Raw genomic sequence first — 15,328 nt, 5'->3', positions numbered from 1 at the left:
GACTTTAGTGGAGGTTCACATGGAAAGTTGGGTATTTTTAGCGGCAATTTTAGTTGTCGCCCTATTAGCAAAAAATCAATCTTTAATAATTGCAACTGCGGTTGTATTAGTGTTGAAATTATTTCCCGTTTCAAATAAAATATTACCAATCGTTCAAGCAAAAGGCATTAATTGGGGTGTAACGGTCATTTCTGTCGCCATTTTGGTGCCAATTGCGACGGGGCAGATTGGCATCAAAGACTTAATTAGTGCTTTTAAAACACCAGCAGGGTTCATTGCGGTTGGCTGTGGGGTGTTAGTGGCTGTTTTATCGGCCAAAGGGGTTGGCTTATTAGCTGCTAGTCCAGAAATGACAGTTGCTTTAGTTTTTGGGACGATTATGGGAGTTGTTTTTTTAAAGGGGGTTGCTGCTGGACCGGTAATTGCAGCGGGGATTACATACACAATTTTAACAGTTTTTAATTTAGTGCCATTGCATTAATTAATACGAAAAAAGAGGTCAGTTATGAACGAATTAATCGGACAAGTGATTACAGCTTTAGTCACGGATGAAGATGAAACAACATTCTTCGCCCAAAAAGAGGGTGTCACATTTGAATTAAAAAAAGAAAATTTAACAACGGAACTGATAATCGGAGAAACAGTTACCGGTTTTGCTTATGAAAATTCTAGTCGAGAATTAATTTTATCGACATTGATTCCTAAATCACGAGTGGGACATTATGCCTTTGGTGAAGTGGTTGAAACACGTCGTGACTTAGGCGTTTTCGTCAATATTGGTTTACCAGATAAGGATATTGTGGTTTCCTTAGATATTCTGCCGACTATCACGAAATTGTGGCCAAAACCAGGTGATCATTTAATGATTGCAATCGAAGTTGATCAAAAAGGACGGATGTGGGGCCAGTTGGCTGATGAAAGCATCTTTCGCTCCATTTCAAAAAGTGCCAAACCCGAGATGAAAAATCAAGATATTATGGGGATGGTTTATCGGTTGAAACTAGCTGGGACGTTTATTTTGACGGATGATTTTTACATTGGCTTTATTCATCCGTCAGAACGAGAAGCTGAACCACGTTTGGGTCAGCAAGTTAAAGGTCGGGTCATTGGGGTCCGTCCTGAGGGTAGCTTGAATGTTAGTTTGAAGCCACGGGCGTATGAAGAAATTGGTGATGATGCCGAAATGATTATGGCGGTTTTGAAACGTCAACCAGATTATACGATGCCATACACAGACCGGAGTGATCCAGATGCAATTAAGCGTTACTTTGGGATTAGTAAAGGAAGTTTTAAACGAGCATTGGGTCGACTAATGAAGAATGGTTTGATTCTACAAGCTGAAGGCCAAACAACTTTAACTGCCAAAGGTCAAGCTGAGATTACCCCGATTACAGGTGACCAGACGCAAGACTAGTCTTTTGTGAATGATTGAAAAGGAAGTTGCTAAATGGATAAAGCTGAGCAATTAGACCGAATAGCTGAACAGTTACAAGCAGCCGGCTATAAAATAACGGCACAGCGGACAGCAACGATCGCGGTTATTTTAGATCAAGTGCAAGCCCATTTGAGTGCTGAACAGATTTTTATAGCGACTAAAGCAGTTGTTCCAGAAATTGGATTGGCTACTGTATATCGGACTCTTGAAATGTTGACGGAATTACACGTATTGGATAAAGTGCAGTTCATCGAAGATGGAATGATGCACTACGACTTATGTGAGAGCAATCATCAGCATTTTCACCACCATTTATTATGTCTGCAATGTGGCGTGGTTGAGGAGATTCACATGGACTTGTTGATCGCTGTTGAACAACAGGTACGTGTAGGTTATGCATTTTCGGTGTTAGATCACCGGTTAACGTTTCATGGCATCTGTGCGCGATGTCAGCAATTAAATCAGCAAAATGGATTGCCAGATAATCAGCTTGATACTAGTCGTCAAATTGATTTGACACAGTTGTAAAAGAGGAAACACATGAACGATTTAATTCAAGATTATTTACACTATTTAAAAGTTGAACGGGGGCTTTCCGAGAATACACGGCAGAGTTATCGGCAAGATTTACAGCAGTTTGCAGTATTTTTACAAGCGCAGCAGGTGACAACTTTTACAGAAGATCGGTTTCTTATTATGAATTACTTACAGGCCCAAACAAATGCGCATAAGGCGCAAAGTAGTATAACCCGTAGTGTTTCAACTTTGCGCAAATTCTATCAGTATCTAGCTCGTGAAAAAAAGATTACGCAAAATCCGATGCTCCAGATCGATTCTCCCAAACAAGGCCGTCACCTACCAGCTGTCTTATCATCGGCTGAAATTGAGCGACTATTGGCAGCCCCGGATACGAGTACGGTACTTGGATTACGCGATCGAGCAATTCTAGAGGTTTTATATGCAACGGGGTTACGAGTTAGCGAGTTGATTCATCTGAAGATGGCTGATTTGCATTTGTCACTAGGCTTAATTCAGACACTAGGTAAAGGGAATAAGGAACGAATTATTCCCATTGGCGATATGGCAATTGAGTGGATTAATCAATACCTTGAACATAGCCGTAACCAATTGACTAAGGGGCGTTTGACACCTTATTTATTTGTTAATTTTCATGGTCACGGGCTAACTCGTCAAGGAATTTGGAAGAAACTTAAGGAACACGTGCGCGCAGCGGGCATTGAAAAAGATGTTACACCGCATACGTTACGCCATTCATTTGCCACGGTATTATTAGAAAACGGCGCTGATTTACGAGTTGTCCAAGAATTATTGGGGCATGCCGATATTTCAACCACGCAAATATATACACATATCAGCAAAAAGCATTTAACAGAAGTATACCAACGGAGTCATCCGCGCGATTAATTTGGATTTGTCGCGCCCTATAAACTATGGTAGAGTAATGCTATTAGAATTTTGTTTGATCAATGGAGGTCAACATGTTATTCAAGTATAAAAATGATTATGAAAAAATTGCGATGGGCTTTTTATCATTCATTCCTGATTTAAAGGAAGTTAGTCATGTCCAAGCTGAATTGGCCCTTTATGCGTCAGATGAACAACGTAATTTATATTTATGGCGTAATGAAGCTGGTGATTTTGCGGGAATTGTAGGAATTGAACTTGGTACGGATTATATCTTAGTGCGACACATTTCACTTAATCCGTCTGAACGGAGCGCTGAGAACTATTTTGTCGTTCTAGATGAATTAGCGGCGCTTTATCCCGAAAATCGGGTGATGGGGTCTTTAGAGACCGCACCATTGATTGCCAAGTGGGAACATCAGCAGAATAAAGAAACGGACTAGATTAATCAATGGCTGAACAATTAACATTGGTCTTAACTGATTTTGAAGGACCACTCGATTTATTACTACATTTAATTAAGCAAACTAAGATTGATATATATGATATTCCGATTGCTGAAATCACCGCGCAGTATCTTGATTACTTGCACCAAATGCAAGTAATGAAACTCGATATTGCGGGTGATTATTTAGTAATGGCAGCAACGCTAATGAAGATTAAAAGTAAGTTACTTTTACCAAAATCGCCGGAAATAGCTGAAGAAGTCATTGAAACGTATGTCGACCCTCGTCAAGAATTGGTGGATCAATTATTAACTTATCAGGCTTTTCAAAAGGTTGCCACGGTTTTACAAGAACGGGAATTGCAACGGCAACAGTTGTTTGCCAAGCCGGCTAGCAGCAATCCCACTGAAGAGTTCGTTCCACTAGCGCGGGGAGTTATTAAGCCCCGTGATTTAGCGCTTGTTGTTTCTAAAATGCTAATGGCAGCACAGGTAAAACGACCGGTTTTTAAAACGGTCCAAAATGATGAAATTTCGATCACGGATAAGATGACTTGGATTGTTGCCCATTTGGCAGCACAACCGGTACCATTTGAAGCATTGGTGTTAAACCATAATGATCGTGATGAGATTGTGACCACCTTTTTAGCCGTATTGGAATTGATGAAGGATCGAAAAATTATTTGCGAACAAACCAACTATGATGCGCCAATGATGGTTGGGTTGAAGGAGGGCATTTCAGTTGAATCATCTCGCTGAAATTGAAAGTTTATTATACGTTGCTGGAGATGAAGGCATTGCACTGAAGCAAATCGCCCAGCTAATTCATCTTGATGAACCAGCAGTGCGGCAATTATTGGAAAAATTAGCCAATCGTTACCGCGGTAATATCGAATCAGGTTTGAACCTGATTCAAGCTGAAGAAATCTATAAGTTAGTGACTAAGAAAGAATACGCAACATTATTGAAGAGCTATTTTGATGGGCCGGTATCAACTAGTATCAGCCAAGCAGCACTTGAGGTATTGGCAATTATTGTCTATCGACAACCGACGACACGAATTGAAATTGATGAAGTGCGTGGGGTTCAAAGTAGTGGTGCTATTCAAACATTATTAGCGCGCCGGTTAGTCGACGAGAAGGGTCGAAAAGAAGCGCCTGGTCGGCCAATTTTATATGGAACCAGTGCCTATTTTTTAGATTACTTTGGCCTTAAGTCACTTAATGAATTGCCACCACTTGAGCAACTAGCACTGGATGCTCAAGTGGATACCACGGTCAATGATTCAGCCGACTTGTACTATCGTCAGTTCGAAAAGACGTTAAATGAAGCAGAAACGACGTCACAAGAGACGTCCAAAGGAGAACAATAAATGGAACGATTACAAAAAGTGATTGCAAACGCAGGCGTTGCTTCCAGACGAAAAGCAGAAACGCTAATTGCAACGGGCCACGTGACTTTAAATGGAGAAGTAGTGAAGGAAATGGGGATTAAAGTCGATAGTACTAGTGACCATATTGAAGTCGATGGGGTGCCGTTAACGCGCGAACGCAAAGTTTACTATGTTTTGTATAAACCAAGACAAGTAATTTCTGCAGTTACTGATGATAAAAAACGGCGGGTTGTGACTGAATATCTTGATGATATTGTTGAACGGGTTTATCCAATTGGTCGTCTAGATTATGATACATCGGGTTTGTTACTATTAACTAATGATGGCGATTTTGCCAACATGATGATGCATCCTAAATATAAAGTGGACAAGACGTACATTGCTAAAGTTGGTGGGTTACCAACGACTGATATGTTACGCCAATTACGTAAAGGTATTGTTTTAGAAAAACGTAAAACGGCTCCTGCGAAAGTAAAAGTGATTTCCACTGACCGGCGTAAGAACACCGCAATTTTAAGTGTAACGATTCATGAAGGGATGAATCATCAAGTTAAAAATATGCTTGCAGCTGTTGGGCTACCCGTAACAAAATTAAAACGGGAAACATACGGCTTTTTAACGTTAGATGGGCTAGTTTCAGGCGAATATCGTGCTTTGAAACCGATTGAAGTTGCTGAGTTCAAGAAAATTGCGGAGCAAAATGAAAAACCAACCCATAAAAATAAACCTAAACGCCGTTACTAATTAGTTGCTTTTGGAATGTCGATTTGCTATGATAATTGCGAGTTAAATATTAATGGTTCGTCTTCAGGGGCAGGGTGTAATTCCCGACCGGCGGTAAAAGTCCGCGACCTGCTGCAATGTTGATGCTTGTGGTGGCTGAACTGGTGTAATCCCAGTACCGATAGTGAAAGTCTAGATGGAAGAAGATAGGGCTTATTTGGGTATGAATGTATGCAAGTAAGGTCTGTTAATCAACCCTGGTTAACAGACCTTTTTTATGCAATCAAACTTGGTGAAGCCCGCTGATGAAGGCAACCTCATTTGGAGGGTGTTATTGATGCAAGTTTCAAAAGTTCGGATGATGATTGGTGTCGCCATGCTGGGCGCAATTTCGTTTGTTGTCATGTTTTTTGAATTTCCGATTATTCTCGCGTTCCCATTTTTAAAGATTGATTTTAGTGACGTGCTTGTCCTATTAGGCGCGTTTGTCTATGGTCCAGTTGGTGGTATTGGGGTCGCGTTGATTCGCTCAATGCTTCATTTCATCATGACCGGCGCCAGCTTACCTAGTTTAGTTGGTGACTTTGCCGGTGTCTTGGCATCGATCTGTTACATGTTCCCATTTTATTATTTATTTAAACGACAATCGAACGTGTTGGCTGGCCAAGTACTTGCTGGGGGTGCCGGTGCTGTTAGTATGGCGACTTTCATGTCATTTGCTAATTGGCTGTTCATCCTACCACTTTATATTAAATTGATGGGTTTAAATCTGGGGATGTCGACAACCAAATACATTTTATTTGGATTGATTCCGTTTAATTTAATAAAAGGTGCGCTAGTAACGGTGGTATTTGCTGTTTTGTATTTACGGATTCTACCGTGGTTAAAGCAGCACATGCAAAAACCGCTTACCAAATAGACAATATCAAAAAAGGTTGCACCCGTTAGGGTACAACCTTTTTTGTAGGGCATAAATATGCTACGATAAAAATGGCACTGATTGACGGACAATTGCACCAGTCGGACAAGCGGTGTAGGCAGTTTTAAATGCTATTCTTTCTTTTGGATCTTCAATCGGGATACAACCTCGATTATGATCAGGTTTAAAAAAAGCAATACCTTCTTGATCGTAATCAAAGAGATCTGGAGCTTTAAGCTGGCAAAGACCGCAGGCAATGCAACGTTCTGAGATAACTTTACTGTAGAGCATTGAATTCACACTTTCTTAATAAAGGACTTAATTGATGATGTTAATGGCGTATCTATTATGCTTATTGACGCCTGAAAAACGACGTTACCAAGCAATCTATTATACTTTAATCGGTAAACGGACCACTTCGAACCTGTATGCTGGTTTAGCATATGGGTTGTTAAAGTGGCTACAAATTTATCCTAATCTAGAACAGACACAATTTCAAGTAGAATTAAAACGACTGCAAACAGGTGGTTTGGTCGAAATCGATGCGCGTTACGTATGGCTGACGACTGCCGGTCGGCAAAAAAAAGCTGAATGGCAACCGCAGTTATTTTGGCCAACGCATTATATGGGGCCGCAAATGGGACATCTGGCCCAATTTACCGCCCGATTTTTATTAGCAATTCAAATTGTTTCAGAATATCAACATCAAAATACGCAATATTATCCGTTAGCAACCAGTATGAAAGATCGCGTTTGGGTAGCGAGCTGGTTTAAACGCCATAAAAGTGTGCCTAATTTTAGCACACAATTGCAAACTGAATTAACTCAGTTGTTAGCACAGTTAGACACAAAACAAGCTGATTTGCTCGTCAACCAGTTTATTGGGCACCACATTCTGGGTAAGAGCCAACAACAACTTGCTTGGGCTTTAGACAGCTCGCCATTGACAATTCGGGTGCGAACGCTCGATGCTTTTGCTCAAATATTAGGTCTTTTATTGACATCTGAATTAGGCTATCCATTATTGACTGAACTGGTTGAACATCATGGAAGTCAACTCAGTCAGAGTACTTTACAAACGTGGCAACTGATTCAACATGGTGCAACCATTGAACAAATCAGTCAACAACGGCACGTTAAGGTCGGTACAATTAAGGAACATCTCTTAGAAGCGGCAATCCTTTTGCCTCAGTTTCCATTTACTCAATTTTTAATTCCAGGTATTACACAAAAGTTAGCGGTAATGATGGCTGAAAAACCAACATTGAGTTTTAACGAGGCACAAGCTGCGTTACCACAACTTGACTTTTTTGTATATCGACTCTATCAAATACAAAGGCAGGTAAGTACCGGATGATCACGGACGAACTGATTTATAAGACGTTAAAGGACCGTTTTGGTTATGACACGTTTAAACCAGGACAACTGGCAGTGATTCGGTCTGTTCTGGCGGGTCAAGCAACATTAGCGGTTTTACCAACTGGTACGGGAAAATCGTTGTGTTATCAATTACCAGTTTATCTACTAGGCCACACAACTGTTATTGTTTCACCGTTGATTGCCTTGATGCAAGATCAAGTTGCTCAATTGAATTATCAAGGTGAAAAAAGAGCAGTTGCCATTAATTCCAGCCTGGAACCACGACAAAAGCAATTAATATTAGGCCAATTATCACAATACCGATTCGTTTTTATGGCGCCGGAGACAATTAGTCAACCAACGGTTATTCAAGCGCTACAACAGTGTCAGATTGATTTACTCGTGATTGACGAAGCACATTGTATTTCACAATGGGGCATCGATTTTCGTCCGGATTATTTGGTCTTGGCTACCATTAAACGTCAACTGAAACCTAGGGCCACATTAGCATTAACGGCGACAGCCAATGCGCAAGTTCGGCATGATATTCTAACCAAGCTTGATATGCAGTCAGCTAATAGTGTTATTACCTCGGTTGATCGGCCCAATATTTACTTAGGTGTTAGCCAGCAAGTTGATGAAGCAAGTAAGAATCGCTTCTTAAAGCAATTGGTAATGGAAAGTCAGGGACCGGGGATTATTTATTTTTCTAGTCGGCAAAAGACTGTCGAGATTGCAACCCTACTACAGGAAACAACGACGCTGAAAGTAGCCTATTATCACGCAGCGCTATCGACCAAGGAACGATTTACAATTCAGCAGCAGTTTATGCAGGGCCACTTAGACGTGATTTGCGCGACAAATGCATTTGGAATGGGCATTAACAAGGCTGATATTCGCTATGTCATCCACTACCATCTACCACAAAATATTGAAAGTTATCTGCAGGAAGTGGGGCGTGCCGGACGTGACGGGAAACCGGCCTATGCATTGTTGCTAGCAACAGCGCAAGATATGTATCTTCAGCAAGCGTTAATTTCATTTGGTATTCCTGAAGTAGGGCTCATTCAGCGATTTTATCAGGATCCTAATTTGTTTAAGGGGAGTCAAGGCAATGAGTTTGAATTATTACGACGTTATCAACAAATTGGTATGGAAGAGCAAGCGGTTAGTGAACTATTGAAAAATCGGCAAAAAGAAAAACAGTTTGCCTTACAAACAATGCTTGATTTTTTAAATTTGCATGGGTGTCGACGACAATTTATTGTAAATTATTTTGATGAAGACCCACGGCAGATAGAACATGATGACCAATGTTGTGGGGAGCCAAATTCAACGGCTTTTTTAGAAAAACTTAATTTAAAAAAGATAACGAATGATAAAGCCCCTAAAACAGCAGGTTTAGACCATTGGAACGGTATTCTAAAGCAATTGTTTTAGAGATTTTCTGGGTATTTTAAAAGGGTCTATGGTACAATATCAAAGAAAACCAATAGGGAGGGCCGTCAATGCTCAAAGATGATAAGAAAAAATTAGACAATCAGACGGAAGACAAACCCTGGGAAAGCCAGTTTGATGATGATCGTGATGATCGTGGGAATTTATCGCGTGTTGCTTCCAAGAGTAAGGAAAAAGGAAATACATATTTTGCCATTATTCTCGGTGTGTTACTTGTTTTAATAATTGCATTTCCGATTATTGCATATACCATTCATTCCAGCCGGGCTAATCGCCCAGTCGAGTCAAGTAAGATTGTCGTTAATAGTTCTGATAGTGATCGTACTTCTAAACAGGAAGCTAAAAAGGCAAAAGCGGCTAGTGAAAGTGCTGCTAAGGCAGCCAGTGCAAGTAAAGCTAAGCAAGCTGAGGCTAAAAAAGCAGCTAGTGAAAGTCAATTAGCAGCAAGTAGTCAAAAGGCCGCAGACGATGCGGCAAAAGCGGCTAGTGAAAGTCAGGCACAAGCGGCCGCAAATGCCCAAAGTAGTAGTGCGGTAACTGCTGAAAGTAGTAGTTCAAATGAAACTATTGGTGGGACTTATACATTGAAATCCGGTGAAGGGTTGTATCGTGCAGCTGTCAATAATGGCTTAACCTTAGATCAGTTATTAGCTTTAAATCCTGGACTGACAGCTAGTTCCCAAGTGGCACCCGGAACAGCGTTAAGAATTAAATAATTGGCGTAAGTCAAAAAGGCCTGGAGGTGACTCCCAGCCTTTTTTAATGAATTTTTCAGGAGGCATAACATGCAAATTGCAATTGATGGCCCAGCATCGTCTGGGAAAAGTACGGTCGCTAAAATTGTGGCGACTAAATTAGGCTTTATTTACGTAGATACTGGTGCGATGTATCGCGTAGCAACTGTGCTTACTCAAAAATTAGGCTTGGATTATAGTGATGAACAAGGTATTTTAGCAGCTTTAAAACAAGCTGATATTCAATTTAAACCGGATCAAGCGGGGCAAAAAGTATTTTTAGATAACGAAGATATTACCTTGATGATTCGGACTCCAGAAATTACAAATAATGTCTCACAAGTTTCGGCATTGGCAGGAGTGCGCACTGAAATGGTTGCTCGGCAACGTAAAATTGCCGCCCAAGGACAAGTCGTAATGGACGGCCGTGATATCGGGACAACGGTTCTACCAACCGCAGAGGTCAAGATTTTTATGGTGGCTAGCGCACAAGAACGAGCTAAACGGCGATATGCTGAAAATACGGCCAAAGGGATTATGACACCGCTCGCAACCTTACAAGCGGAAATTGAATTACGGGATCAAAAAGATAGTACCCGCGTCGTTTCTCCACTGAAAAAGGCGGATGATGCGATTGAAATTGATACAACACAGTTAACAATTAATGAAGTCGTTGAGGCAATCTTAGTCATTGTAAAGCAAAATATGTAATTTTCGCTTTGAACTAGGTAAAATAACTGGTAATCCGAAGGGATATCAACTAAAATGGTAACTGTATAGATAGTCGTTAAGGAGGATTTTAGCTATGAGTGAAGCTAATGTGAATAACACCCAGAGTAGTGATGCAATGGCAGCTGCTTTAGACAGTGTCCACGAAGTTAAAATTGGAGACGTTGTTAAGGGTGAAGTTTTAGCAATTGAAGATCGACAAGCCATTGTCGGCATTGAAGGAACCGGTGTTGAAGGGGTTGTGCCACAAAAAGAATTATCAAGTCAACCGGTTGAAAATATTGCTGAAATTATTAAAGTGGGGGATCAACTAGATTTAGTGGTTATCTCAACAATTGGTAATGACAAAGAAAATGGCAGTTACTTGTTATCCAAACGTCGCTTAGAAGCGCGTAAAGTTTGGACTGAAATCGAAGAAAAATTTGCTAACCAAGAGACAATCACAGCTAAAGTAATTAACGTGGTTAAAGGCGGCTTAGTCGTCGATGCTGGTGTTCGTGGTTTTATTCCAGCTTCAATGGTCGCTGATCGTTTCGTACGTGATTTAAGTAGCTTCAAGGGTCAAGAATTAACTTTAAAAATTATTGAAATTGAACCAAGCGAAAACCGCTTAATTCTCTCGCGTAAAGCTTTATTGGAACAAGATCGGCAAGCTAAGTTACAGGCGATTTTTGAAAAAGTATTACCTGGAGATATTGTAGAAGGCGAAGTTGATCGCTTGACAAATTTCGGTGCATTCATTGATTTAGGTGGCGTAGATGGCTTAGTCCACGTTTCTGAAATTTCATATGATCACATTAATCAACCATCAGATGTTTTAGAAGTTGGTCAAAAAATACAAGTTAAAGTCTTGAGTATGGATCAAGAAAAGGGCCGGATTTCATTATCCATTAAAGATACGCAACCTGGACCGTGGGATGATATTGCTGATAAAGCACCAGTTGGTAGTACTTTAGAAGGGGTTGTTAAACGTTTAACGACGTTTGGGGCTTTTGTTGAAGTCTTCCCAGGGGTTGAAGGCTTAGTGCATATTTCACAAATCGCACATCAACACATCGCCACCCCTAACGATGTCTTAGAAGAAGGTCAAACGGTTCAAGTCAAGGTCCTATCAGTTGATCCTGAACAACAACGTTTAGGCTTATCAATCAAAGCACTTCAGGAAAAACCTGCTGGCGCTAAAGAGACAGAACACGATGATATTGCTCCTTCTGACTATGTGATGCCAGAAGAAGAAACCGGCTTTAGCATTGGTGATATGCTTGGCAAAACATTGGAAGATAAATAATTTTATATAAGTGATATGCAAAAGGTAGGGTCTGGGACAAAGCTAGGTTTTGTCCCAGACCCTACCTTTGTGTCAGTGATTGCTTAGTACGACGCAGAGGAAGCGACAGTTTAGCGAACTTTGTCGGAGTGACCTTGTCAGTTTGACTCAGACAGGGTACACTGAACTACGAAGGGAATGAATACAATGACAAAACCAGTTATCGCCATTGTTGGTCGACCTAATGTCGGTAAATCGACGATTTTTAATCGTATTGCCGGTGAGCGGATCTCGATTGTTGAAGATACGCCAGGGGTTACGCGTGATCGCATTTATACCACAAGTGAATGGTTAGGGCATGAATTTAGCCTAATCGATACCGGTGGGATTGAAATTAGTGACGCACCATTTATGGAACAGATTAAACAACAAGCAGAAATTGCAATTGATGAAGCAGACGTTATTATCTTTTTAGTCAGCGCTCGTGAAGGAGTTACTGATGCTGATGAACGGGTGGCACAGATTTTATATCGCGCCGATACACCGATCTTATTAGGAGTGAATAAAGCGGATAACCCAGAACAACGACAAGATATTTTTGATTTTTATAGTCTTGGTTTTGGTGAGCCAATTGCTGTTTCAGGAGCGCATGGTCAGGGTCTGGGGGATCTTTTGGATGCCGCAGTGGCCAAGTTTCCGATGGAAGACGAAGATGACGAAGATGACAGTATCAAGTTTAGTTTGATTGGCCGGCCTAATGTCGGTAAATCATCGTTGGTTAACGCGATGCTAAAAGAAGAACGGGTGATTGTGTCCCAGATTGAAGGGACGACACGGGATGCAATTGATACGAAGTTTACGGCTGAAGATAATCAAGAATTTACGATGATTGATACAGCTGGGATTCGTAAACGTGGCAAGGTCTATGAAAATACAGAAAAATATGCTGTAATGCGAGCATTACGGGCAATTGATCGATCTGATGTTGTGTTAGTTGTTTTGAATGCTGAAGAAGGCATTCGTGAACAGGATAAAAAAGTTGCGGGCTACGCGCATGAAGCTGGGCGGGGCATTATTATCGTGGTTAATAAGTGGGATACACTAAAAAAAGACAATCACACAATGCAGGAATTTGAAAACCATATACGCGATCAATTCCAATACTTAGATTATGCACCAATTGTCTTTGTGTCGGCTAAAACCGGCGTTCGTTTGCAAAACTTGCCAGCAATGATTGAACAAGTTAGTGAAAACCAAAATAGACGGATTCAATCAGCACTTTTAAATGAGGTTTTGATTGATGCGACAACTGTCACGCCAACGCCCGCCATTAACGGGAAACGATTACGGATATACTACATGACACAAGTCGCGGTACAACCACCAACATTTGTAGTGTTTGTAAACGATGTTAACCTACTTCATTTTTCATATCAACGCTTTTTAAAAAATCAATTGCGGAAAACCTTTGATTTTACCGGTACACCAATTCATTTGATTCCGCGGCAGCGAAAATAGCTTTTCTTCAAAAAAATCAGCTAATATGATTAACTAATTTGCTTAGAATGCCGTTTTTTTAGTAAAATACCTTGCTATCACTAGGTTTGTGTGATAAATTAAAAAATGAAATGGTGATCAAATCATTGTTTCGTCATTTTTGACCACTCAAAAATGGTTTCGGTAATTAATTACTGATTATCTGTGATGAGCAGGAGGTGAAAAACATGGCAAACAAAGCACAATTGATCGAAGGCGTAGCATCAAAGACTGGTTTAACTAAGAAGGATGCAACTGCTGCAGTTGATGCAGTATTTGGTTCAATCCAAGACACTTTGAAGCAAGGTGACAAAGTTCAACTAATCGGCTTTGGTACTTTTGAAGTACGTGAACGTGCGGCTCGTAAGGGTCGTAACCCACAAACTGGTGCAGAAATTAAAATTCCTGCAAGCAAGGTACCTGCATTCAAGCCAGGTAAAGCATTAAAGGATTCTGTAAAATAAGAATTCAATCCATAGACTGGGATTTTCCCAGTCTTTTTTTATTGGCAAACCGTCTGAATGTGTTAGAATAAAGCAATCGAAAAAGGGTGGTTAAATGACGAATTCAGAACAAATGCTCACAGCACTAGAAGATAATAATTTAGAACAAGCGGAAACCTACTTTCAACAAGCTCTAGTAGCTGATGAACCGGACACATTATATAGCTTAGCTGAAGAACTTTATGCGCTTGGGTTTCTATCACAATCCGAAACCATCTATCGTCAGTTGTTGGCTAAATTTCCAGAAGAAGATCAAATTAGAACCACACTGGCAGATATTGCGGTTAGTAATGGGCAATACGATGATGCACTGAATTTACTGGCAGATATCACACCAGAATCTAATGCGTATGCTGAAAGTCTACTAACAGCAGCAGATGTTTATCAAACCATGGGACTCCCCGAAGTCAGTGAACAAAAATTATTGACGGCCTTACGAATATATCCTGATGAACCCGTGATGCAATTTGCACTTGCTGAATTGTATTTCGAAATGGGCGAATACGGAAAAGCGGCCAATTACTACGAAGCGCTAATTGATCAAGACATTGTTGAGTTGGGTCAAGTTAATATTCAAAAACGCTTGGCAACAAGCTACGCAAGTAGTGGTGCATTTGAAGAAGCCTTACAAATTTATGAAGGACTCGCACCAGAATTCTTGACAGAAGATGATCAATTTCAGATGGGCTTTTTATATTTACAAATTAAGGATTATCAAAAAGCAATTGTGATTCTAACACAGTTGCAAATAACTGATCCGCAATATACATCGCTCTATGTTCCTTTAGCAACGGCCCAAGCAGCCCAAAACCAATTAGAAGCGGCCTTAACGACCGTTCAGACCGGAATTGGGTATGATACCTATAATGAGGTGCTTTATCAAAAGGGGAGCGATCTGGCGCTTCAATTGGGTAATAACGAGATTGCTGAACAGATGCTAAACGAGGCACTGAAGATTGATCCTGATAATATGGGTGAAATTAGTGCCTTGAGTCAAGTTTATCGCCGTCAGGGGCGCCATATTGAAAATATTGCCTTCTTACAAGACGCAATTGAAAATCATAAACCAACGGCTGATTTATATTGGTCACTAGCGCAATCACAGAAGGCGGTTGATGATGTCGATCAAGCGCGCGAAAATTATCTGTTAGCTTATCCGGATTTAAAAGATAATTCGGATTTCTTACATGATTTAATTTTATTCTTCCATGAAATGGCGCAGGTACCAGAAATGTTAGCGGCCCTCAAACAATATTTAAAACGCGTCCCAAACGATATGGATATGCAAGCACTCTATGATGATTACCAAGCAATGCAATAATCAATAAAACACCCGACTATATTTTATGTAATAATCCCTTTATGGTTGTCAGATGAAATAATATAATTTCATTTGATAATT

18 protein-coding genes and 1 riboswitch are annotated in these 15,328 nt (G+C 40.5%); of the genes, 17 read left to right on the top strand and 1 reads right to left on the bottom strand.

Features of this window, described 5'->3' with window-relative positions:
* The first annotated feature begins 19 nt into the window (after window positions 1-19).
* The 9 genes from FC90_RS03125 to FC90_RS03085 all read left to right on the top strand — a co-directional run bounded on the left by FC90_RS03125 (window position 20) and on the right by FC90_RS03085 (window position 6,340).
* Window positions 20-481, top strand: a complete 462-nt coding sequence (locus tag FC90_RS03125) for a DUF441 domain-containing protein (RefSeq protein ID WP_057907852.1) — start codon at window positions 20-22, stop codon at window positions 479-481.
* A 24-nt stretch (window positions 482-505) separates the two neighbouring features.
* The gene (locus FC90_RS03120) at window positions 506-1,414 is read left to right on the top strand and encodes a CvfB family protein (RefSeq protein WP_057907851.1); all 909 of its coding nucleotides are present in this window, start codon (window positions 506-508) and stop codon (window positions 1,412-1,414) included.
* A 33-nt stretch (window positions 1,415-1,447) separates the two neighbouring features.
* On the top strand, window positions 1,448-1,963 hold the full coding sequence (locus FC90_RS03115) for a Fur family transcriptional regulator (protein ID WP_057907850.1): 516 nt from the start codon (window positions 1,448-1,450) through the stop codon (window positions 1,961-1,963).
* 12 nt (window positions 1,964-1,975) lie between these two features.
* Entirely contained in the window at window positions 1,976-2,860 is an 885-nt protein-coding gene (gene xerD, locus FC90_RS03110) for a site-specific tyrosine recombinase XerD (RefSeq protein ID WP_057907849.1), read from the top strand.
* A 74-nt stretch (window positions 2,861-2,934) separates the two neighbouring features.
* The gene (locus FC90_RS03105) at window positions 2,935-3,303 is read left to right on the top strand and encodes a hypothetical protein (RefSeq protein ID WP_057907848.1); all 369 of its coding nucleotides are present in this window, start codon (window positions 2,935-2,937) and stop codon (window positions 3,301-3,303) included.
* An 8-nt stretch (window positions 3,304-3,311) separates the two neighbouring features.
* Window positions 3,312-4,064: a segregation and condensation protein A gene (locus FC90_RS03100; RefSeq protein ID WP_057907847.1), complete on the top strand. Its 753-nt coding sequence runs from the start codon at window positions 3,312-3,314 to the stop codon at window positions 4,062-4,064.
* Window positions 4,048-4,677: an SMC-Scp complex subunit ScpB gene (gene scpB, locus FC90_RS03095; protein ID WP_057907846.1), complete on the top strand. Its 630-nt coding sequence runs from the start codon at window positions 4,048-4,050 to the stop codon at window positions 4,675-4,677. The genes FC90_RS03100 and scpB overlap by 17 nt, the downstream gene beginning before the upstream one ends.
* A complete protein-coding gene (locus tag FC90_RS03090; RefSeq protein ID WP_057907845.1) occupies window positions 4,678-5,442 on the top strand; it encodes a pseudouridine synthase in 765 nt (254 codons plus the stop codon). It begins immediately after the preceding gene.
* Between the two features lie 55 nt (window positions 5,443-5,497).
* Window positions 5,498-5,633: riboswitch (FMN riboswitch) on the top strand.
* A 125-nt stretch (window positions 5,634-5,758) separates the two neighbouring features.
* Complete coding sequence (locus FC90_RS03085) at window positions 5,759-6,340, top strand: ECF transporter S component (RefSeq protein WP_057907844.1); 582 nt, start codon at window positions 5,759-5,761, stop codon at window positions 6,338-6,340.
* A gap of 60 nt (window positions 6,341-6,400) precedes the next feature.
* Here FC90_RS03085 and FC90_RS03080 read toward each other — a convergent pair whose 3' ends face one another.
* On the bottom strand, window positions 6,401-6,631 hold the full coding sequence (locus tag FC90_RS03080; protein ID WP_057907843.1) for a ferredoxin: 231 nt from the start codon (window positions 6,629-6,631) through the stop codon (window positions 6,401-6,403).
* Between the two features lie 34 nt (window positions 6,632-6,665).
* Between FC90_RS03080 and FC90_RS03075 the strand changes: the two genes are divergently transcribed.
* The 8 genes from FC90_RS03075 to FC90_RS03040 all read left to right on the top strand — a co-directional run bounded on the left by FC90_RS03075 (window position 6,666) and on the right by FC90_RS03040 (window position 15,247).
* The gene (locus FC90_RS03075; RefSeq protein WP_057907842.1) at window positions 6,666-7,697 is read left to right on the top strand and encodes a helix-turn-helix domain-containing protein; all 1,032 of its coding nucleotides are present in this window, start codon (window positions 6,666-6,668) and stop codon (window positions 7,695-7,697) included.
* Entirely contained in the window at window positions 7,694-9,139 is a 1,446-nt protein-coding gene (locus tag FC90_RS03070; RefSeq protein WP_057907841.1) for a RecQ family ATP-dependent DNA helicase, read from the top strand. Before FC90_RS03075 ends, FC90_RS03070 begins: the two co-directional genes overlap by 4 nt.
* Window positions 9,140-9,207: 68 nt before the next feature.
* On the top strand, window positions 9,208-9,873 hold the full coding sequence (locus FC90_RS03065) for a LysM peptidoglycan-binding domain-containing protein (RefSeq protein WP_057907840.1): 666 nt from the start codon (window positions 9,208-9,210) through the stop codon (window positions 9,871-9,873).
* A gap of 69 nt (window positions 9,874-9,942) precedes the next feature.
* Window positions 9,943-10,602 (top strand): (d)CMP kinase, encoded by a 660-nt coding sequence (cmk, locus tag FC90_RS03060; RefSeq protein ID WP_057907839.1) that lies wholly within the window; start codon window positions 9,943-9,945, stop codon window positions 10,600-10,602.
* Between the two features lie 94 nt (window positions 10,603-10,696).
* Window positions 10,697-11,908, top strand: a complete 1,212-nt coding sequence (gene rpsA / locus FC90_RS03055) for a 30S ribosomal protein S1 (RefSeq protein WP_057907838.1) — start codon at window positions 10,697-10,699, stop codon at window positions 11,906-11,908.
* A 186-nt stretch (window positions 11,909-12,094) separates the two neighbouring features.
* Window positions 12,095-13,405 carry a ribosome biogenesis GTPase Der gene (der, locus tag FC90_RS03050; protein WP_057907837.1) on the top strand — a complete coding sequence of 437 codons (1,311 nt, stop codon included), beginning with the start codon at window positions 12,095-12,097 and terminating at the stop codon, window positions 13,403-13,405.
* A 206-nt stretch (window positions 13,406-13,611) separates the two neighbouring features.
* Entirely contained in the window at window positions 13,612-13,887 is a 276-nt protein-coding gene (locus FC90_RS03045) for an HU family DNA-binding protein (RefSeq protein ID WP_057907836.1), read from the top strand.
* A 94-nt stretch (window positions 13,888-13,981) separates the two neighbouring features.
* Window positions 13,982-15,247, top strand: coding sequence for a tetratricopeptide repeat protein (locus tag FC90_RS03040; RefSeq protein WP_057907835.1), 1,266 nt, complete (start codon window positions 13,982-13,984; stop codon window positions 15,245-15,247).
* Window positions 15,248-15,328: the final 81 nt, after the last annotated feature.

Origin of the sequence: Latilactobacillus graminis DSM 20719 (assembly GCF_001436415.1) — a bacterium.
GTDB lineage: Bacteria > Bacillota > Bacilli > Lactobacillales > Lactobacillaceae > Latilactobacillus > Latilactobacillus graminis.
This window is presented reverse-complemented; position numbering and strand designations above follow the sequence as displayed.